The organism is Duganella zoogloeoides (assembly GCF_034479515.1).
GTDB classification, from domain to species: Bacteria; Pseudomonadota; Gammaproteobacteria; order Burkholderiales; family Burkholderiaceae_D; genus Rugamonas; species Rugamonas zoogloeoides.
Genome location: NZ_CP140152.1, coordinates 5,963,830 through 5,983,377, shown reverse-complemented (window position 1 = coordinate 5,983,377; position 19,548 = coordinate 5,963,830). Strand labels below are relative to the sequence as shown.

General features: G+C 61.8%; 16 protein-coding genes. 8 read left to right on the top strand and 8 right to left on the bottom strand.

Annotation, left to right across the window (positions count from 1 at the left end; translation table 11 throughout):
* Positions 1-135 precede the first annotated feature (135 nt).
* Together SR858_RS26295 and SR858_RS26290 are read right to left on the bottom strand one after the other, a co-directional pair.
* A complete protein-coding gene (locus SR858_RS26295; RefSeq protein ID WP_322534157.1) occupies positions 136-384 on the bottom strand; it encodes a helix-turn-helix domain-containing protein in 249 nt (82 codons plus the stop codon).
* A gap of 382 nt (positions 385-766) precedes the next feature.
* The gene (locus SR858_RS26290) at positions 767-1,963 is read right to left on the bottom strand and encodes an IS256 family transposase (protein ID WP_154820175.1); all 1,197 of its coding nucleotides are present in this window, start codon (positions 1,961-1,963) and stop codon (positions 767-769) included.
* A gap of 150 nt (positions 1,964-2,113) precedes the next feature.
* Here SR858_RS26290 and SR858_RS26285 point away from each other — a divergent pair, with 150 nt between their 5' ends.
* Positions 2,114-2,512, top strand: coding sequence for a hypothetical protein (locus SR858_RS26285; protein WP_019924074.1), 399 nt, complete (start codon positions 2,114-2,116; stop codon positions 2,510-2,512).
* 536 nt (positions 2,513-3,048) lie between these two features.
* Here SR858_RS26285 and glmS read toward each other — a convergent pair.
* Complete coding sequence (gene glmS, locus SR858_RS26280; RefSeq protein ID WP_019924073.1) at positions 3,049-4,878, bottom strand: glutamine--fructose-6-phosphate transaminase (isomerizing); 1,830 nt, start codon at positions 4,876-4,878, stop codon at positions 3,049-3,051.
* A gap of 141 nt (positions 4,879-5,019) precedes the next feature.
* Between glmS and SR858_RS26275 the strand changes: the two genes are divergently transcribed.
* The gene (locus tag SR858_RS26275; RefSeq protein ID WP_026637690.1) at positions 5,020-5,472 is read left to right on the top strand and encodes an Lrp/AsnC family transcriptional regulator; all 453 of its coding nucleotides are present in this window, start codon (positions 5,020-5,022) and stop codon (positions 5,470-5,472) included.
* Positions 5,473-5,611: 139 nt separating this feature from the next.
* Here the strand turns inward: SR858_RS26275 and SR858_RS26270 are convergent, their stop codons facing one another.
* Entirely contained in the window at positions 5,612-7,837 is a 2,226-nt protein-coding gene (locus SR858_RS26270) for a TonB-dependent siderophore receptor (RefSeq protein ID WP_154820101.1), read from the bottom strand.
* Positions 7,838-8,372: 535 nt separating this feature from the next.
* On the bottom strand, positions 8,373-9,737 hold the full coding sequence (gene glmU / locus SR858_RS26265; RefSeq protein ID WP_019924069.1) for a bifunctional UDP-N-acetylglucosamine diphosphorylase/glucosamine-1-phosphate N-acetyltransferase GlmU: 1,365 nt from the start codon (positions 9,735-9,737) through the stop codon (positions 8,373-8,375).
* 26 nt (positions 9,738-9,763) lie between these two features.
* Between glmU and SR858_RS26260 the strand changes: the two genes are divergently transcribed.
* The 4 genes from SR858_RS26260 to SR858_RS26245 all read left to right on the top strand — a co-directional run bounded on the left by SR858_RS26260 (position 9,764) and on the right by SR858_RS26245 (position 12,230).
* A complete protein-coding gene (locus SR858_RS26260; RefSeq protein ID WP_322534153.1) occupies positions 9,764-10,651 on the top strand; it encodes a DUF6279 family lipoprotein in 888 nt (295 codons plus the stop codon).
* 51 nt (positions 10,652-10,702) lie between these two features.
* Positions 10,703-11,359 (top strand): 16S rRNA (guanine(966)-N(2))-methyltransferase RsmD, encoded by a 657-nt coding sequence (rsmD, locus tag SR858_RS26255; protein ID WP_019924067.1) that lies wholly within the window; start codon positions 10,703-10,705, stop codon positions 11,357-11,359.
* Between the two features lie 109 nt (positions 11,360-11,468).
* Positions 11,469-11,960, top strand: coding sequence for a pantetheine-phosphate adenylyltransferase (coaD, locus tag SR858_RS26250; protein ID WP_019924066.1), 492 nt, complete (start codon positions 11,469-11,471; stop codon positions 11,958-11,960).
* A gap of 15 nt (positions 11,961-11,975) precedes the next feature.
* Positions 11,976-12,230 (top strand): YfhL family 4Fe-4S dicluster ferredoxin, encoded by a 255-nt coding sequence (locus SR858_RS26245; protein ID WP_026637688.1) that lies wholly within the window; start codon positions 11,976-11,978, stop codon positions 12,228-12,230.
* Here SR858_RS26245 and SR858_RS26240 read toward each other — a convergent pair.
* Positions 12,227-12,406 (bottom strand): hypothetical protein, encoded by a 180-nt coding sequence (locus SR858_RS26240; RefSeq protein WP_154820100.1) that lies wholly within the window; start codon positions 12,404-12,406, stop codon positions 12,227-12,229. The genes SR858_RS26245 and SR858_RS26240 overlap by 4 nt on opposite strands.
* Positions 12,407-12,562: 156 nt before the next feature.
* On the opposite strand from SR858_RS26240, the gene SR858_RS26235 reads away from it, so the two are divergent.
* A complete protein-coding gene (locus tag SR858_RS26235) occupies positions 12,563-13,525 on the top strand; it encodes a LysR family transcriptional regulator (RefSeq protein ID WP_019924063.1) in 963 nt (320 codons plus the stop codon).
* A 32-nt stretch (positions 13,526-13,557) separates the two neighbouring features.
* Here SR858_RS26235 and SR858_RS26230 read toward each other — a convergent pair whose 3' ends face one another.
* Both SR858_RS26230 and SR858_RS26225 read right to left on the bottom strand, forming a co-directional pair.
* On the bottom strand, positions 13,558-15,120 hold the full coding sequence (locus SR858_RS26230) for a methyl-accepting chemotaxis protein (RefSeq protein ID WP_026637687.1): 1,563 nt from the start codon (positions 15,118-15,120) through the stop codon (positions 13,558-13,560).
* 83 nt (positions 15,121-15,203) lie between these two features.
* Complete coding sequence (locus tag SR858_RS26225) at positions 15,204-15,659, bottom strand: Lrp/AsnC ligand binding domain-containing protein (protein WP_008443393.1); 456 nt, start codon at positions 15,657-15,659, stop codon at positions 15,204-15,206.
* Positions 15,660-15,892: 233 nt separating this feature from the next.
* On the opposite strand from SR858_RS26225, the gene putA reads away from it, so the two are divergent.
* Positions 15,893-19,543: a trifunctional transcriptional regulator/proline dehydrogenase/L-glutamate gamma-semialdehyde dehydrogenase gene (putA, locus tag SR858_RS26220; RefSeq protein WP_019924061.1), complete on the top strand. Its 3,651-nt coding sequence runs from the start codon at positions 15,893-15,895 to the stop codon at positions 19,541-19,543.
* The last annotated feature ends 5 nt before the right edge of the window (positions 19,544-19,548 follow it).

Genomic DNA, 19,548 nt, shown 5'->3' with positions numbered 1-19,548 from the left:
ACTGATTCGAGTTCTGGGACACCTCCGGCGACTTGAGGAATTCTGAGCAGACTCAAAGCTACGCGGGAAGGAACCTTGAGGTCCAAGACGAGGGATTAGGTGTAAATCTCGAGTAGGCAGTGGTTCGAGACTGCGTCAGTCCGGTGCTTCTTGGTCAGGAAAGAGAAGAACTGCCTCGGCCTCCCTCACCAAATCTGAGGCGGAGCAACCCAGAGCTGACGCCAACTTCAATATCGTACCAAATGTCGGCTGCTTATTTCCGGTTTCGAGCCAACTGATAAAGACGCGTTCAAGCCCGGCGTCCAGTGCCAATTTTTCTTGCGACATCGAAGCGTCCAATCTGCGTTTGCGCAGGGCACGCCCGAAAGCTCTCGCTGGTTCCAAGACACTCCTTCGCTGTGTAGCGAAAAAGTATGCGGAAGTAACACGTAGCGGTCTTTATACTATAGTATACAAATAACTTTCCATTATGCAACTGATAGCCGGTGCGGCAGCAGTTTTTATCCGACCTGTTTTAGGAGTGCATTTGTAATGTGGACGAAGATTGTGCCATTGACCCTGGCTGCCTTGGTTGGCGGCTGCGCGACAAACTCCACCATTCTGAATCCAGCTGGCGTGCCGGTGAAGTTCTCCAACCCGTATTGGACAAAGCTCAACGACAGACGGCGAAGTTCGTACTGCTGGAGAAGGGAACCGCTGATGGTCGCTAGATGGTGTCCCCAGAAGTGGTGTATGAGAAGTAATTCTCGAGGGGCTGGGTTCCCGATCAGTTAATCACAGCGGATAGCCGTGCAGGCTGATTGTCGCTCAAGGACTGCAATCCTTCAAGCTGCATGTAACGGCGCTGTAATGACCACTCGTCGTTTTGCTCGAGCATCATGGCGCCTACTAGGCGGATGATGGCGCCATCGTTGGGAAAAATGCCGATGACGTTGGTCCTTCGTTTGACCTCGGCATTGAGCCGCTCAAGCGGATTGGTACTGTGGATCTGCGTCCGATGCGCTTTTGGGAACGTCATAAATGTCAGCACTTCATGTTCAGCATCGTCCATCATGGCAGCGAGCCTGGGGAACTTTGGCCGTAGCTGATCGGCGACGCTGCGCCATTGCACGCTGGCCGCCTCCGCAGTGTCCTGCACGAAGATGGTATTGATCATGGCGAGCACGGCTTGCCGCTGACCTTTACCGGCATGGGCCAGCGCGTTACGGATGAAATGGACCCGGCAGCGCTGCCAGCTCGTTTTGAGCACTTTGCTCGCTGCCGCTTTGAGGCCTTCATGCGCATCGGAGATCACCAGTTTCACCCCACGCAGACCACGGCGGGTCAGACCGCGCAGGAAGTCGGTCCAGAACGGCTCCGCTTCCGAAGGGCCGGTCGCTACTCCGAGAATTTCGCGCACGCCATCGGTATTGACTGCTACAGCGATTATCACGGCCACCGAGACCACACGGCCGGCCTGGCGTGATTTCACATAGGTGGCGTCGATCCAGAGATAAGGCCAATCGCCTTCGATCGGTCGATTCAAGAAGGTCTGCACGCGCTCATCGATCTCCTCGCATAGCCGTGATACCTGACTTTTCGAGACCCCGGTCATGCCCATGGCTTTGACCAGGTCATCGACCGAGCGGGTCGAGATTCCCTGAATATAGGCTTCCTGGATCACTGCCGTGAGAGCCTTCTCGGCCGTCCTGCGCGGCTCGAGAAATCCGGGGAAATAGCTGCCTGTACGGAGCTTTGGAATCTTTAAGTCGACTTTGCCGGCCCGGGTTTCGTAGCCGCGGTCCCGATAACCGTTGCGGCTGTTGATACGTTCGTCGCTGCGCTCGCCGTAAGCTGCCTGGCAAAGCGCCTCGACGTCCATTTCCATGAGTCGCTGCAGAGCGTGCTGCAGCGTCTGGCGGATGAAATCTGCATCTGCCCCCTTTTCGGCAAGCTCAGATAATGCGATAGTGGTGTCGGTCATTGTGGTTCCTCAAAGTGGTTTTGTTAAGGTCTTCGTAAACCCAACATTACCTCAAGAATCACAATGACCACCTTCTCGCGGCCTTCCTAAACGCCATCTCTGGCGAAGTCTTCATACACCACGTCGTGGGGCACCATCGGTCGCTACACTTTGGTCAGCATATCGGCGAGCCGCCAGGCAATCACGAACCCGCGACAGGAGCGCATTGCGTTCAGCGCAGACCTGACCGCGTTCGCTCCGGACTTCACTGAGTCCCCCTTCCGCACCTTTATCGATAGCGGCAACTACAACGAAGCCACAGTGGTAACGGACTGCGGCGCTACCATTCCAAAGTCTCAAAGCTACAGCCCCTGCAACAGCGAGTTTGGCTCGGTGTTTATCCCGACGACCATCACCAAAGCTTACGTCGCCGGCAGCAAATCGGCCGACTCAATGAAGGAATGGAGAGACCCAGCACGCAACAGGGTTCGCTACGTCGATTCGCCACAATATGCACTAAACCAGGCAGGTGTTTTCCAGCGCCTCGCTGAAATAGCCGCAGCGAAGTAAAGGACCAAGTTATGGCGCACTTGCGCATTTTCACGCTATCTCATCCGCGGTTACGGCCGTCGTCTAGGCACATCAGCACTTGCCGCAGTCGCCGGCGAGTCTTCCACTTGGGAGCGAAACAACAACTGGACCGTCGAAATCACGAACCGTCCCCAATTCACCACCGGATATTACTTCGTCACTCTTCAGCTAATAGGCCCACGGTGGGAGATTACTGGAATCTACGAACGGGTTCCGGACATTCCTCGCTCTCAACCAGTGGACCTGTTTGCCGTGTCCCAGGCTGGTTCGGGAGGCATGCGGATGCAAGAAAGTCAGATGTAGAGAAGCATGCTCACCCTCGCGAATTCGAAAAATTGAGTGGGTAAATTACGCCATACTTTTAATCGAAAATTGCGACCATCAAATTTAGGTTAGAAGCCATATTCCATAAGGCTCCTTTGGAAAATCTACCCCCCACTTCTAACCTAATGATTCGAGGGACTTCTAACCTATCTATTTGCCTCTGACAGCTGCCGCAAACCACTCCGGCACGCTTACTCCACCGTCACCGACTTCGCCAGATTCCTCGGCTTGTCCACATCCGTCCCCCGCGCCAGCGCCGTGTGATACGCCAGCAATTGCAGCGACACCACGTGCAGGATCGGAGACAGCAAACCGTAGTGCTCGGGCAAACGGATAACGTGAACGCCTTCGCCGGGCGTGATGCGCGAATCGACGTCGGCGAAGACGTACAGCTGGCCGCCGCGGGCGCGCACTTCCTGCATATTCGATTTCAGTTTTTCGATCAGCGCGTCGTTCGGCGCCACGGTGACCACCGGCATTTCCTCGGTGACCAGCGCCAGCGGGCCGTGTTTCAGTTCGCCGGCCGGATACGCTTCGGCGTGGATGTACGAAATCTCTTTCAGTTTCAGCGCGCCCTCCAGCGCGATCGGATAGTGCATGCCGCGCCCGAGGAATAGGGCGTTTTCCTTGCGGGCGAAGTCTTCGGCCCAGGCCATGATCAGCGGTTCCAATGCCAGCACCGAGGCGATCGCTACCGGCAGGTGGCGCATGGCTTTCAGGTGCTGCGCTTCCTGCTCGTCGGAGAGGCGGCCGTTGACTTGCGCCAGCGTCAGCGTGAGCAGGAACAGGCCGGCCAGCTGGGTGGTAAACGCCTTGGTGGAGGCCACGCCCACTTCCACGCCGGCGCGCGTGATGTAGGCCAGTTTGCATTCGCGCACCATGGCACTGGTGGCCACGTTGCAGATGGTGAGCGTGTGTTCCATGCCCAGGCTGCGCGCGTGCTTGAGCGCGGCCAGGGTGTCGGCGGTTTCGCCGCTTTGCGAGATGGTCACGACCAGCGTGTTCGGATGCGGCACACTGTCGCGGTAGCGGTATTCGCTGGCGATCTCGACGTTGACGGGGATTTTCGCCACCGACTCGATCCAGTACTTGGCGGTCAGGCCCGAGTAGTAGCTGGTGCCGCAGGCCAGGATCAGCACGCGGTCGATCTGCTTGAAGACGGCATGGGCACCGTCGCCGAACAGCTCGGGCATGACGGCCATTACGCCTTCCAGGGTATCGCCGATGACGCGCGGCTGCTCGAAGATTTCCTTCTGCATGTAGTGGCGATACGGTCCCAGGTCGGCCGCGCCGGTGTGGGCGTGCACGGTTTTGACGTCGCGCTGGACCGGCTTGCCGTTGACATCGACGATCCAGGTGCGGCCCAGCTGCAAGTCCACCACGTCGCCCTCTTCAAGGTAGATGATCTGGTCGGTGGTGCCGGCCAGCGCCATGGCGTCGGACGCAACAAAGTTTTCACCTTGTCCCAGGCCGACGATCAGCGGCGAGCCCTGGCGCGCAGCGACCACGCGGTGCGGTTCTTCACGGGCGAACACGGCAATGGCGTACGCGCCGGTCAGGCGTTTCACCGCTTGCTGCACGGTCTCGAACAGGTCGCCGTTGTACAGGTGGTCCACCAGGTGGGCGATGACTTCGGTGTCGGTCTGGCTCTGGAACACGTAGCCGAGCGCGGTCAGTTCGGCGCGCAGTTCGTCGTGGTTTTCGATGATGCCGTTGTGGACCAGCGCAATGCGCGCCACGTCGGCCGACGGCGAGAAGTGCGGGTGGGCATTGTGGGTGGCCGGCGCGCCGTGGGTGGCCCAGCGCGTGTGGGCGATACCGGTGAAGCCGTGCAGGTGGGTATGCTCGATCTGCTGTTCCAGGTCGGCCACGCGCGACGTGCTGCGCGAGCGCTGCAACTGGCCGTCCACGTGCAGCGCCACGCCGCACGAGTCGTAGCCACGGTACTCGAGGCGCTTCAAGCCTTCGATCAGGATCGGGGTGATGTTACGTTGCGCTACCGCGCCGACGATGCCGCACATGGGAAACCTCTTCAATGAATTGAGGAGTTCATCCTAGAGGAGAGCGGGTGAAATATGCTTTCTAATTATCGACATCCATGAAATATTGTTTCATCACTGTGATAGCATGAAATATTATTTCATTTTAGTGCCAATAATTTTATGGATGACATCGATCGCCGCATTCTGACTGCCTTGCAGCTTGATGCGGGGCAAACCAATAGTGAGCTGGCGCAGGCGGTTCACGTCTCTCCTCCCACCTGTTTGCGGCGCGTCAAGCATCTGACCGATACCGGCGTCATCACGCGCCGGGTGGCACTGGTCGATCCTTCAAAGATCGGCCCCAGCCTGACGGTGATCGTGGAAATCTCGCTCGATGTGCAGGCGGCCGAGCGCATGGCCGAGTTCGAGGCGCTGGTGGCAACCGAGCCGGCGGTGCTGCAATGCTACCGGGTGGCGCCGGGTCCGGATTTTGTGCTGATCGTGCAGGTCGGCGACATGCCGGCGTACCACGCGCTGGCGCACCGCCTGTTTGCCGCGCACGCCAATGTGCGCAACGTGAAGGCGTATTTCTCCACGTTCCGCAGCAAGTTCGAGACCCGGGTGGCGCTGTAATCCACAGCTTTCACACCGTTTATACAGAGGTTTTACCAGGCTTTTCCAGTGGTTATGCACCGCCTTATCCATGCAGTTATCCCGGTGGTTCTCACCAGCTTGTTGACAGGCTTGCCCACAGGGATATCCACAGGCAGTTTCAGAACCTCGCGGTGAGCGCGAGCCGTACATTGCGCGGTTCGCCCCAGAACACGCTGTCGTAAAAGCCCACGTTGCGGTAGTACTTGCGGTCCGCCAGGTTGGAAACGTTCAGCTGCACGCCCAGCTGGCGGTTGATCTCGTACGACGCCATGGCGTTGATGAGCGCATAGCCGCCCTGGCTGATGCGTGCATTGCGGTCGCCGGTGCCCGGCTGGCCGTACCAGGTCACGCCGTAGGTGCCGCTTTGCGCGGTCACGCCGCCGCCCACCTTCAACCCTTTCAATACATCGTCGAGCCGGTAGGCCGTGGACAGGCGCAGCAGGTGGCGCGGCTGGTTGGGCTCGGCCCGCTCGCCATCGACATCCTTGACGCGCAGGAAGGTGTAACCGGCGCTGACGTTCCAGGACCGGTTGACCTGGCCCGCCACCTCGAATTCGATGCCCCGGGCAGTGATGCCGTCGCCATTGGCGACATAGGCGCTGTTACCGTTGGGGAGCTTGAAGCCGGGCGGCACGGTCGGGTCCAGTACCGCCAGGTTTTTCTTGAGCGTGCGGAACACGGCAGCCGATGCATTGAGACGCTTGTCGAAGAATTCGCCTTTGACGCCCAACTCGCTATTGGTGCCGGTCTCGGGGTCGAGCAGGGCGTTGTTGCGGTCCCGGGCCGACTGCGGACTGAACAGCGAGGTGTAGCTGGCATAGGCCGAGATATCGTCGGTCAAATCGAGCACCGCGCCCACGTACGGCGTGAACTCATTTTTCGTCTTGCGCAGGTTGTCGTAGCCGATCAGCCGGCCCGAGGTGTCCCAGGCGCCTTCCTCGGTGCGGTAGTTGCTCAGGCGGCCGCCCAGTACCAGCGTGAGCGTATCGGCCACGCTGAAGCGTCCGGCCAGGTAGGCGCCGCCCTGGCGCACCTCGGTTTCGGTGTGCGAGCCGTCCGGTGTAAAGGTGGGCATGGGGATGTTACCGGTCCAGGTGCGGTAGTCGGGAATCTGGGGCTGATACGCAATCGTAGCCTCGCCGCCCTGGCTGTGGCTGACCGACCGCGAACCGTTCCAGCCGGCGATCAGCACGTGGCGCCGGCCGAGCAGGCTGAACGGGCCGGTGGCGTACAGGTCGAGGTTGTCGTCGATGTTCTTGCCTTCCCCCCATACGCCGGTCCACAGGCGCATGCCGGTGCCGGTGGCCGGATCGGGGTAGCCGGCGCCGCCGTAAGCGACGGTGGTGTTGTTGCGGCTGTCGGTGCGGGTATAGCCGAGGTGCACTTTCCAGCCGTTGTCGAAGCGGTGTTCGAGCGAGGTAAAGGCGCTGTGTTCGCGGTTGCGCCAGGTGCTCCACGGCGTGGACAGCGAAAAATTGCGCCGCAGCCGGGCCAGGCTGCCATCGGCATTCCAGTAGGGCACGGCGCCCCAGGTGGCGCCGGTGGGATTGTTGTGCTGGAAGGTAAGGCCGGCAGTCAGCAAGGTCGATGCGCCAAGGTCCGCTTCGACGATGGCCATGCCGACGGTCTTGCGCTCGTGGTACATGTCGTAATACGAATCGCGATCCTGGTAGGCCATGGCGGTGCGGCCGCGCACGCTGCCGTCGGCGCTCAGCGGTGCGCTCACATCGATTTCGGCGCGGCGGTCGTCCCAGCGTCCGAATACCGCCCTGGCACTGGCTTGCAGCGCGCGGCCCGGGCGCTTGCGCACCAGGTTGATGGTGGCCGACGGGTCGCCGGTGCCGCCCATCAGGCCGCTGGCGCCGCGCACCACCTCGACGCGGTCGTAAAGAATGGTGTCCTGCAGCGGCGCATTGCCGCCCATGGCCATGCCATCGACCTGGATATTGGTGATGGAAAAGCCGCGCGCATAAAAGCTCGTGCGTTCGCTGTCTTGCTGGCCGACCGTCACGCCTGGCGTCTGGGTCAGCACCTCGTCAAGGCGCACCGCGCCCAGGTCGTCGATCATCTCGCGCGTGACCACGCTGACCGACTGCGGCGTATCGCGGATCGACATGTCCATGCGGGTGGCCGTGCGCATGGCGCCGGTGGTGTAGGAACCGGAGCCGTCGGTCATGCTGCCAAGCGTGTCGCTCTTGACGGTGACCTGGTTCAGCTGCACAGGATCGGCGGTTTTATCGGCGGACTGGGCCAGCGCTGGTTGCGCTGCTGCGGTCACGACCATCAGGACTGCCAGGTGGAGCGCGGTGGGGCGGAAAGAGGCGGGGCGTAAAGCTGCTTGCATAAAACTTCCTTGCGGTTGGGCACAGGCGTGCGCGGGCCTGGCTCGGCTGGAGCCTGGCGCTGGGTTTATAGGGGTAGCTGGCGACTTCCGCGAACGGGAAGGGGGGCTTGCTGCGCAGCCGGCAGGGGTGCCGGCGGAGTATTGTGACAATCGATGAGAATGATTCTTATTCTAACATCGACACCATGGTGAAACAACAATTTTTTAGAGTTATCCAGTGCTTGTGCACGGCCTGTACCGGGCTTTTCCACAAAGTTGTGCACACCTCGTTTTCAGGCAAAAAACCAGGGAAGCCAGTTATTCCCGGTTGTCCCGCGCTTATCCAATGGTTGTTCCGATGGTTGCGCACAGGGTTATGCACAAATACCGGAAGTCACCCAAAATCCGGAGGGGAGTCGGCACGACGAATACCGTTTGTGCCCCATGGAAGAAAAGCGTGCAGATATCCACTGGCTGTGCACTGCTTGCACACCAGCTGCTCACAGCTTTATCCACAAGAAAGAAGCGCGCCTGGAGCCAGGCGCGCAAGGGGGAGTTACTTCTTGATCTTCACCGGACGGGTCCAGTTCTCGATGGTGACCTGGCGCGCGCGCGAGACGGTCAGCTTGCCGGCCGGAGCATCCTTAGTGAGTGTCGTGCCGGCGCCAATGGTCGCGCCCTGGCCCACGGTCACAGGAGCGATCAGCTGGCTGTCGCTGCCGACGAATGCATCATCCTCGATCACGGTGCGGAACTTGTTGGCGCCGTCGTAGTTGCAGGTAATCACGCCAGCGCCGATGTTGACGCGCGAACCGATGGTGGCGTCGCCGATATACGCCAGGTGGTTGGCCTTGCTGTGGGCGGCCACCTGGCCGTTCTTGATTTCCACGAAGTTGCCGACGTGGACATCTTCGGCCAGCACCGTGCCCGGGCGCAGGCGCGCGTACGGCCCGATGAGCGAGACTTCGCCGACTATTGCTTCCTCGATATGGCAGAACGGCTTGATCTTCGCACCGGCCAGGATGCGGCTGTTGACGATCACGTTGTGGGCGCCGATGTGCACGCCATCGCCAAGTTCGACCTTGCCCTCGAACACGCAGCCGACGTCGATGGTCACATCGCGCCCGCACACCAGTTCGCCGCGCACGTCGATGCGCTGCGGGTCGAGCACGGTGACGCCTTGCTCCAGCAGGCGGTTGGCGATATTGCGCTGGTGGATGCGTTCAAGTTCAGCCAGTTGCACCTTGCTGTTCACGCCAGCGACTTCCCACTGCGCCGACGGCTGGGCCGACACCACCGGCACGCCATCGGCCACGGCCATGGCGACGATGTCGGTCAGGTAGTACTCGCCCTGGGCATTCTCGTTTTTCAGCTGGCCCAGCCATTTTTTCAGTTGCACCGTGGGCACGACCAGGATGCCGCTGTTGATTTCCTTGATCGCGCGTTCAGCCTCGTTGGCGTCCTTTTGCTCGACGATGCGGGTAATGTGACCGTTCTCGCGCACGATACGGCCCAGGCCGGTCGGGTGGTCCTGCACCACGGTCAGGATGCCCAGCTTGTCGGTGCCGGCAGCGTCGATCAGTGCCTGCAGCGAGGCGGCGGTGGTCAGCGGCACGTCGCCGTACAGGATCAGGGTAGGGGCGTTGTCGTCGAGCTCGGGCAAGGCCTGCATGACGGCGTGACCGGTGCCCAGCTGCTGTTCCTGTTGGGCGGTGGCAATCGCTTGCGGCTGCTTGCTGAGGAGCTCCAGCACGGCTGCGCCGCCATGTCCGTAAATCACGCATACTCTATTGGCAGACAGGCTGCGCGCCGTATCAAGCACATGCGCGAGCAGCGGTTTTCCCGCCAGGGGATGCAACACTTTCGGCATCGCCGACTGCATGCGCTTGCCCATACCGGCAGCCAGGATCACAACGTTCATAAGTATCACTTAGAGAGAGTAAGTTAATGCAAAAGTCTAACATGCCCTCCAGCGCCAGCCAGACGCTGCGCCGCCTTTTCCTGATCACCCTCATCGGCCTGCTGGCCGCGTGCAGTTCGCTGCGCCTGGCCTACAACAATGGCGACACCTTGCTGTACTGGTGGCTCGACGGCTACGTCGATCTGAACTCGGACCAGAAGGACTGGGTCAAGAAGGATATCGACAAGCTGTTCCAGTGGCACCGTAAGACCCAGCTCGAGGACTACATCCAGATCCTGCAAACGGGCCAGCGCCAGCTGGCGGGCAATCCCACCACGGCCGACCTGCTGGGCGACTTCGATGAAATCAAGAAGCGCACCCAGCGCCTGCTGTTGCAAGCCAAGCCGGAACTGGCCGAGCTGGCGCGTTCGCTGCAACCGGACCAGATCGACAAGCTGGAAAAGAAATTCGCGTCCAACCTCGATGATTTCCGCAAGAAGAACATGAAGGGCGACCGCGAAGCCCAGCAGAAATTCCGTTACAAAAAATCGATGGAGCAGTTCGAGCTGTGGTTCGGCAAGTTCACTACCGAACAGGAAGTGCAGCTGCGCAAGGCATCGGACGCCCGTCCGCTCGACAACGAATTGTGGCTGGCCGAACGCCAGCGCCGCCAGGGCGCCATTCTCACCCTGGTGCGCAAGGTGCAGAAGGACAAGCTGAGCAAGGAATCCACCATGGCCCTGATCGATACATTGGTGAAAGACAGCTTCAACCGCCTCGACAATTCCGAGCACAAGGCATTCTTCGACGCCTCCGAAAAAGGCACGGCCGAGCTGATCCTGACCGCGATCCGCATCGCCACGCCGCAGCAAAAAGCCCACGCCCAGCAGCGCATGCAGGGCTGGATCGGCGACTTCCAGAGCCTGGCCAAATAGGCTGCGTGATATAGTGTGGCCTGTTGAATCAAAGACTTAGAACAGCGCCACATGCCAAAAAAGCCCGTCAAATCGCCAGCAAAAGCAGCCAAAGTCCCGGTCCACGGTCCCCAGCACAGCAACCAGGTGCGCATCATCGGCGGGCTGTGGAAGCGCACCCCGCTGCCGGTCCTGGCCGCGCAAGGCCTGCGCCCCACCCCCGACCGCGTGCGCGAAACGGTCTTTAACTGGATCAACCACCAGCGCGACGCCAACTGGGCCGACGCCCAGGTGCTCGACCTGTATGCCGGCAGCGGCGCGCTCGGCTTTGAAGCGGCCAGCCGTGGCGCGCAATCGGTGACCATGGTGGACATGGCCACGCCAGTCGTGCGCCAGCTCGAAGACATCAAGGCCAAACTGAAGGCGGACAATGTGCAGATCCTGCGCGGCGACGCGCTGGTGGTGGCGCAAGCGGCCGCCGCCCGTGGCCAGAAATACGACCTGATCTTCCTCGACCCGCCATACCAGCAGGAATTTCTCGAGCGCAACCTGCCGCTGTGCGTGCGCCTGCTCAAGGAGGGCGGCCTGGTGTACGCGGAATCGGGCGCGGCGCTGGCCTGGCCCGACGGCGACACGCCGGACTGGATGGCGGGCTGGGAAGTGATCCGCGCCGACAAGGCGGGCATGGTGTTTTACCACTTGCTGCAAGCCAGGCCGGCTGTGGCGTAGTTGCCCGGAGTTGACCCGAAGTTGCCCTGCAGTGACTGCTAAATTTTAAGGCACTCGCGGTTTTGGGGCATAATGCACGTTCTATAATGGTGCAGTGCAGGGAGACACAATGGTAGTAGCTGTTTATCCGGGAACGTTCGATCCGCTGACCCGTGGCCACGAAGACCTGGTGCGCCGCGCCTCGGGTCTGTTCGACACGCTGGTGGTTGGCGTGGCGGACAGCAAGAACAAGAAACCGTTCTTTTCACTGGACGAACGCCTGGCCATTGCCAACGAGGTGCTGGGGCATTACCCCAACGTCAAGGTCGAGAGTTTTTCCGGCCTGTTGAAAGATTTTGTGCGTGCGCACGACGCCCGCGTGATCGTGCGCGGCCTGCGCGCCGTGTCTGACTTCGAATACGAATTCCAGATGGCGGGCATGAACCGCTACCTGCTGCCCGACGTCGAAACCCTGTTCCTGACGCCGTCCGACCAGTACCAGTTTATCTCCGGCACCATCGTGCGCGAGATCGCGGTGCTCGGCGGCGACGTCTCCAAGTTTGTGTTCCCCTCGGTTGACCGCTGGCTGCAAAAGAAAATTGCCGCTACCAAGACCGACTAAGAAAGAAGTTCTGTCATGGCCTTAATGATTACCGACGACTGTATCAATTGCGACGTGTGCGAGCCCGAGTGCCCGAACGACGCGATCTACATGGGTCCGGAAATTTACGAAATCAATCCCGACAAATGCACCGAGTGCGTGGGCCACTTCAACGAGCCCCAGTGCCAGCAGGTGTGCCCGGTCAGCTGCATTCCGTTCAACCCCGAGTGGCGTGAGACGGAAGAGCAGTTGCGGGCGAAGTTTGAAGCGCTGCAGGCGCCGAAAGCTTAAAGTTCGGCGCGCTTTGGCGCGAAATGCAGTTTGACGGCCAGCGCGGCAGCGCGCACGCAGCCGGTCAGCAGCGGTTTGAATAGCAGCGCCAGCAGCGCAAACACACCGATCCCCAGCGCCAGCTGGATCACGGCGATCAGCGACAAGCCTTGCAGAACTGCGATGAGAGTGGACATGATGGGGCCGGACATTTAGAATCAGGCTCAATATAGTGCAGCGCAACATAAGCTGCCAATTTAGTTCTCCGATAACAATTATGCGATTGGTGAATGGATTGGCGTATGATGACTGTACGCCATCTCCCCCTTTCCACCTCCTATATCCGAGCCAACATGAGCTTTCTGACGCTGGACTTGAATTTGTTACGCGTCTTTGACGCCGTGATGACAGAGCAAAATCTGACACGCGCGGCCGGCCACCTGGCCATGACCCAACCTGCGGTATCGAATGCCATCAAGCGCCTGCGCGAGAGCCTCGGCGACGAGCTCCTGATCCGCACGGCCTACGGCGTGAAACCCACGCCGCGCGCCGAAGCGCTGTGGCCGTCCGTGCGCAGCGCGCTGGCCAGCCTGGAAGCGGCCGTGGCGCCCGAGACCTTCGATGTGTCCGCCGCCCACGCGACCTTCCGCCTGGCCATGGCCGACGCCACCGCCGCCATGTGGCTGCCGTCGCTGATGCGTTCGATCGAGCGCGAAGCGCCCGGTGTCAACGTGCGCATGATGCCGCTGACCACGCGCGAACCACGGCCGATGCTGCTGCGCGGCGATATCGACCTGGCGGTCGGCTTCTTCCCCGGCGTGGCGGCGCAATTGTCCTACGAGACCGGCTCGCCGATCCGCCACGAGCGCCTGTATTCGGGCCAGTACGTGTGCGTGATGCGGCGCGAGCATCCGCTGGCCAAGGTCGAGCTCAATCTCGACAACTACTGCAAGGCCAATCACCTGCTGGTGAGTTTCTCGGGCCGCGCCCACGGCCTGGTCGATGAAGCGCTGGCGCAGTTGCAGCGCGAACGCCGCATTTTGCTGACGGTCAACCAATTCTTCACGGCCGGCCGCGTGGTGGCCAACTCGGACCTGATTACCGTGTTGCCGCGCCACCTGATCGCGTCCACCGGCATGACCGATGCGCTGATCTGGAAAGAATTGCCGTTCCAGCTGCCGGCGGTCCACCTCGACATGCTGTGGCACGAACGCGATGCGCGCAGCCCGGCGCACAAGTGGCTGAGGTTGCACCTGGAGGGCATGAACCAGGGGGCGGCAAGAGCTGCCACCGCTGCCAAAAAAGACGCTGCTTAAAAAAAATCGGACCGCAATTGCGGTCCATTTTTTTATACGCTCGATCGGTAGCCGATCCGGAACCCGCCCCAATGCTTGCCATCGACGTAAATCGGCGCCGACAGGTCGTGCATCACTTCCCCCGTATCGCGCTTATACGTCTGCAATAAAAACGGCTTGGTGTTCGAACCACATCGTTTGCCGGTGCGGTCGCTGAAGATGCGCTTGGTGCGGTTGTTGACGATATCGACGTCGTAATTCCCCGTCAGCGGCTGCGAAAACTTCTTGTTGTGAGTGGGAAAATAGCCATTGTTATCGACCGCGCCCGCGTAGGCCAGTTGCGGCATGGCCGCCAGCAACGCTTCCTGCAAGGCCGGCAATACCCGGTCGGTAAAATCGTCAAAGCGGGTCTTGTGCTTGGGCGGGTCGGTATCGGGAATGGCCGTATAGGTGCGGTCGAACAGCGCCTCGCGCGTGATCTTGCCCGACTTGATGGCCGCTTCAAAAATCTTGCCCACCTCGCGGGCGGCAGTTTGCGCGGCCGTGCGGATGGCGTCGTGCGAGGTTTCGATGGCCGACTCGCCCAGGGCGCCGGTGATCAGTTCGGCCCGTTCGGCCAGGGCCATGGCCGAGCTGGCCGCACGCGGCAGTTCTTTCTCGGTCGAGAGCAGGCTGTCGCGGATGCTGGCAATCGCGGCAGCGATCTCGTCGGCGATGGCCACGTGCTCGCGCGACGACCGGGCGATTTCGCCGATTTCCGTTTCCGACACGCCCGACGAGCGTTCGATATTGCCCAGCAGCCCGTGCACGGTTTCCACGTTGCCGGCCGCCTCGCTGACCTTGGTGGCCAGCGCGTTCATGCCGGTGGCGGCGCGTTCGGCTTGCTGGTTGATCTCGCGCACCATGATGCTGATCTCGTCGGTGGCTTCCTTGGTGCGCAGCGCCAGCTGGCGTACCTCGCTGGCCACCACGGCAAAGCCACGGCCCTGTTCGCCGGCACGCGCGGCCTCGATGGCGGCATTCAGTGCCAGCAGGTTGGTGCGGGCCGAGATTTCGCTGATCGCCTCGGTGAAGCCGTAAATCTTGCGGGAGTTGGTTTGCAGGTCGGTCATCACGGCTGCCGCCGCCTGGGCGTCGTGGCGCGCGGTGCGGATCCGTTGCAGGCCGGTATCGGCCTCGGCACGGCCGGTGACGGTTTCGCCGCGCACCTGGGTGGCAATTTTTGCGGCGCGTTCGGCATTGGCGGCGATGCGCTCGGTGGTGGCGGCATTTTGCGCCGAGCTGTGGGCGATGCCGCCTGCGGTGCCGACGTCGAGTTCAATCTTCTTTTTCACCGAATCGACGAAATACGAGGTTTCTGCCGCGCCGATCATGATGGCGTCGATTTCCTCGCCCACGGTGTGGGCGAACTGGCGCACGCCACCATCATCGCTGTCGCGGCGCGCGGCAAACCAGGCGATGGCTGCGCCCGCCAGTGCGGCAGGCGCAGCTGTGTAGACCAGCGCGGGCGTATCGCCCGCAGCGAGCTTGAACAAATACGCGAGCGCCGTACCGCCCGCCGTCGCACCCAGTATCCACAATCCACGCTGCACCAACTTGTGTTGCAAATGACTCATGTCTCCCCCCGCGTTGTTCTTGTCACCGGGCGCGCTGCCAGCGCTGAACGCTGGCAGCGTCCGGATTTAATTTATTGCTGGTACTATTTTATGGGCAACTTGGTGGTATTCTTGACTTCTTCCATGACCGCATAGGTGTGTGTTTCGCGCACGCCTTTTTGCAGCAGGGTCTTTCCGAGGAACTCGCGGTAGGCCGCCATGTCCTTGACGCGCGCTTTGACCAGGTAGTCGAAGCCGCCGGCAACCATGTGGCATTCGAGCACTTCGGGGATCACCTGCACGCTGTGCTTGAAGGCGTCGAAGACTTCGGGCGTGGTGCGATCAAGCACCACTTCGATGAAGACGAGCAGGGACACGTCAAGCAACTGCGGATTGAGTTGCGCGGTGTAGCCCATGATGTAGCCCGACTCGTGCAGCTTGCGCACACGCTCCAGGCAAGCGGCTGGCGACAGGTTGACCCGGGCAGCGAGCTCCACGTTGCTGATGCGGCCATCGCTCTGCAACTCCATCAATATCTTCTTGCTGATCTTGTCTAACATTTCAGGGAACTCCCAAATAAATATTATTTGGTTAAATTGTCGCACTAAAAACAATCTATTGCTAGCCCCCTGTAATACCAGAATTAATCCGAAAGAATACACTTTACAATCGAATCATCAGCAGTTCACCGATTCGTGACCAAGAATCACCCATCTTCACGCGCTCAAGCTACCCGCTTGCAGCGCGTGTTTTTGTAAGTGGACTGCCTTCATTCAAACTTGAAAGTACTTTCATGCACGCAGCAGACCCCACCGTTTTCACCCCTTTTGCAGCGCTCCAGGCGGAGATCCTGCGCGACCCGATCTCGCTGCGCGCCGCAGTGACGGCAGCCTACCGCCGCGATGAAATCACCGCCGTGCAGTGGCTGCTCGGCCAGGTCGCCAACCACGACGGCGCAAGTGTCGAACAGGCGCGCCAGCTGGCCCATAAACTGGTCAGCGCGGTGCGCCAGCAGCGTACCCGCGCCTCCGGTGTCGATGCGCTGATGCACGAGTTTTCGCTGTCGTCGGAAGAGGGTGTAGCGCTGATGTGCCTGGCTGAAGCACTGTTGCGTATTCCCGACAATGCCACCGCCGACCGCCTGATTGCCGACAAAATCAGCAAGGGCGACTGGCGCCGCCACCTGGGCGAGTCGCCATCGCTGTTCGTCAACGCCGCCACCTGGGGCTTGCTGATCACCGGCAAGCTGGTCTCCACCAACAGTGAAACCGGCCTCGGTTCGGCCCTGACCAAGCTGATTTCGAAAGGTGGCGAGCCGTTGATCCGCAAAGGCGTGGACCTGGCCATGCGCATGCTGGGCAACCAGTTCGTCACCGGCCAGACCATCGGCGAGGCGATCAAGAACGGCCAGGCCAACGAGGCGCGCGGCTACCGCTATTCGTACGACATGCTGGGCGAGGCGGCGCTGACCGAAGCGGACGCCAAAAATTACTACGCCTCGTACGAAACCGCGATCCACGCGATCGGCAAGGCCTCGAACGGCCGCGGCATCCGTAACGGCCCCGGCATCTCCGTGAAACTGTCGGCATTGCACCCGCGCTACAGCCGCGCCCAGCGCGCGCGCGTGATGGCCGAACTGCTGCCGCGCGTGCGCGCGCTGGTGCTGCTGGCCAAGCAATACGACATCGGCCTCAATATCGATGCGGAAGAGGCCGATCGCCTCGAGCTGTCGCTGGACCTGATGGAAGCGCTGGCCCACGATCCGGCGCTGGCCGGCTTCGACGGCATCGGCTTTGTCGTGCAGGCATACCAAAAACGCTGCCCGTTCGTGATCGACTACCTGGTGGACCTGGCCCACCGCAGCGGCCGCAAGTTCATGGTGCGGCTGGTCAAAGGCGCGTACTGGGACGCGGAAATCAAGCGCGCCCAGGTCGATGGCATGCCCGGCTACCCGGTCTATACGCGCAAGGTGTACACCGACGTGTCGTACCTGGCGTGCGCCCAGCGCCTGCTGGCCGCCACCAGCGTGATCTACCCGCAGTTCGCCACCCACAACGCCCAAACCCTGGCCACCATCTACACCTGGGCCAAGCGCGACGGCGTGACCGACTACGAATTCCAGTGCCTGCACGGCATGGGCGAGTCGCTGTACGACCAGGTGGTCGGCAAGGACAACCTCGACAAGCCGTGCCGCATCTATGCCCCGGTGGGCACCCACGAAACCTTGCTGGCCTACCTGGTGCGCCGCCTGCTGGAAAACGGCGCCAACTCGTCGTTCGTGAGCCAGATCGTCGATGAAGCGATACCCGTCGATGCGCTGATCAAGGACCCGGTGGCGCAGGCGCGCGAGCAGGGCGGCTTGCCGCACCCGGCGATTGCCCTGCCGCTGGCCATGTTTGGCGCCGAACGCAAGAACTCCGCCGGTTTCGACCTGGCCAACGAAGACGTGCTGCGCGACATCGCCGCCGCGCTGGCAGCGCCGCGTAGCTGGCACGCGCTGCCGCTGCTCGCTGGCGGCGTCTCGGCCGGCCAGCCGATCCTGCAGATCACCAACCCGGCCCAGCGCGCCGACGTGGTGGGCCAGCTGGTGGAAGCGACTGCCGCCGACGTGGAATCGGCGCTGATCGCCGCCAATCAGTACGCCATGGACTGGCAAACCACCGAACCGGCCGTGCGCGCTGCCGCCCTCGAGCGCGCTGCCGACCTGTTCGAAGCCAACGCCATGGAACTGATGACCCTGGCCATCCGCGAAGCGGGTAAATCGCTGCCCAACGCGATTGCCGAACTGCGTGAAGCGGTCGATTTCCTGCGCTATTACGCAGCCGAAGTGGCCGGCGCCACCAATCCGCTGGCGCTCGGTCCCGTTACCTGCATCAGCCCGTGGAACTTCCCGCTGGCGATTTTCACCGGCCAGGTGGCAGCGTCCCTGGCCGCCGGCAACGTGGTGCTGGCCAAGCCGGCCGAGCAAACCCCGCTGATCGCATTCCGCGCGGTGGAGTTGCTGCACGAAGCGGGCATCCCGCGCGCCGCGCTGCAATTTTTACCAGGCCGCGGCGAAGTGGTAGGCGCCGCACTGACAGCGGACGCGCGCGTAAAAGGGGTGATCTTCACCGGTTCGACCGAAGTGGCGCAGCTGATCAACCGCACCCTGGCCAGGCGTGCGGCGCTGGAACACTGCGACATCCCGCTGATCGCCGAGACCGGTGGCCAGAACGCCATGATCGTCGATTCGTCGGCCTTGCCGGAGCAGGTGGTGCAAGATGCGATCTCGTCGGCATTCGACAGCGCCGGCCAGCGCTGCTCGGCGCTGCGCGTGCTGTTCCTGCAGGAAGATATCGCCGACAAGACCATCCACATGCTCAAGGGCGCGATGCAGGAACTCAACGTCGGCAGCCCCGACCGACTGGTGACCGATATCGGCCCGGTGATCGATGCCGAGGCGCAAGCCAACCTGCTGGCGCACATCAACAAACTGAAAGGCACGGCGGTCAACTACTTCTCGCTCGATCTGCCGTCGCACGTGATCACGGCCGGCACCTTCGTGCCGCCGACGGTGCTGGAAATCCGCTCGCTGGCCGAACTCACGCACGAAGTATTTGGCCCGGTGCTGCACGTGATCCGCTACCGCCGCGCCGACCTGCCCAAGCTGGTCGAGCAGATCAACGCGTCCGGCTTCGGCCTGACCCTGGGCGTGCATTCGCGCATCGATGAAACCATCGACTTCATCACGGCCAATGCCCACGTCGGCAATATTTACGTGAACCGTAACATCGTCGGCGCCGTGGTCGGCGTGCAGCCGTTCGGCGGCGAGGGCAAATCGGGCACCGGCCCCAAGGCCGGCGGCCCGCTGTACCTGAAACGCCTGCAACGCAACGCGGTAGCCGCCAGCGCCCACCAGCGCCAGCCGGCGCCGGCGCTCGATGCGCTCACTGCCTGGGCCAACCTGCACGGCCAGCAGCGCCTGGCTGCGCTGATCGAGCAATACGGCCGCACCAGCATGCTGGGCAACCTCACCACGCTGCCGGGCCCTACCGGCGAGCGCAACACCCTGGCGCTGCTGCCACGCGGCGCCGTGCTGTGCGCAGCCGGCACCCAGCCAGCGCTGCTGAACCAGCTGGCGGCGGTGCTGGCCACCGGTAACACCGCGCTGGTCGCGAACGAAGCCGCCAGCCTGCTGCCGACCGACTTGCCGGCGGCCGTGAAAGACTGCATCGGCCGCGCTGGCGACGGCGTGGAGGGCCCGTTCCAGGTGGCGTTGGTGGAATCGCAGCTGGCGGCAGGCCTGCACCCGCGTTTGGCGGCCCGGGAAGGGGCCCTGGCAAGCCTGATCGACACCAATGCAGAGGATGCCATCCCGCTGTGGCGTTTGCTTGCTGAGCGGGCCCTGTGCGTGAATACGACAGCGGCGGGCGGCAATGCCAGCCTGATGACGCTGTCGGTATAGTCAAG

Bases quoted from the DNA above. Each gene is read 5' to 3' on its own strand.
- SR858_RS26290 (WP_154820175.1), bottom strand. From the start codon at position 1,963: ATGACCGACACCACTATCGCATTATCTGAGCTTGCCGAAAAGGGGGCA.
- glmS (WP_019924073.1), bottom strand. From the start codon at position 4,878: ATGTGCGGCATCGTCGGCGCGGTAGCGCAACGTAACATCACCCCGATC.
- SR858_RS26275 (WP_026637690.1), top strand. From the start codon at position 5,020: ATGGATGACATCGATCGCCGCATTCTGACTGCCTTGCAGCTTGATGCG.
- SR858_RS26270 (WP_154820101.1), bottom strand. From the start codon at position 7,837: ATGCAAGCAGCTTTACGCCCCGCCTCTTTCCGCCCCACCGCGCTCCAC.
- glmU (WP_019924069.1), bottom strand. From the start codon at position 9,737: ATGAACGTTGTGATCCTGGCTGCCGGTATGGGCAAGCGCATGCAGTCG.
- SR858_RS26260 (WP_322534153.1), top strand. From the start codon at position 9,764: ATGCAAAAGTCTAACATGCCCTCCAGCGCCAGCCAGACGCTGCGCCGC.
- rsmD (WP_019924067.1), top strand. From the start codon at position 10,703: ATGCCAAAAAAGCCCGTCAAATCGCCAGCAAAAGCAGCCAAAGTCCCG.
- coaD (WP_019924066.1), top strand. From the start codon at position 11,469: ATGGTAGTAGCTGTTTATCCGGGAACGTTCGATCCGCTGACCCGTGGC.
- SR858_RS26245 (WP_026637688.1), top strand. From the start codon at position 11,976: ATGGCCTTAATGATTACCGACGACTGTATCAATTGCGACGTGTGCGAG.
- SR858_RS26240 (WP_154820100.1), bottom strand. From the start codon at position 12,406: ATGTCCACTCTCATCGCAGTTCTGCAAGGCTTGTCGCTGATCGCCGTG.
- SR858_RS26235 (WP_019924063.1), top strand. From the start codon at position 12,563: ATGAGCTTTCTGACGCTGGACTTGAATTTGTTACGCGTCTTTGACGCC.
- SR858_RS26230 (WP_026637687.1), bottom strand. From the start codon at position 15,120: ATGAGTCATTTGCAACACAAGTTGGTGCAGCGTGGATTGTGGATACTG.
- SR858_RS26225 (WP_008443393.1), bottom strand. From the start codon at position 15,659: ATGTTAGACAAGATCAGCAAGAAGATATTGATGGAGTTGCAGAGCGAT.
- putA (WP_019924061.1), top strand. From the start codon at position 15,893: ATGCACGCAGCAGACCCCACCGTTTTCACCCCTTTTGCAGCGCTCCAG.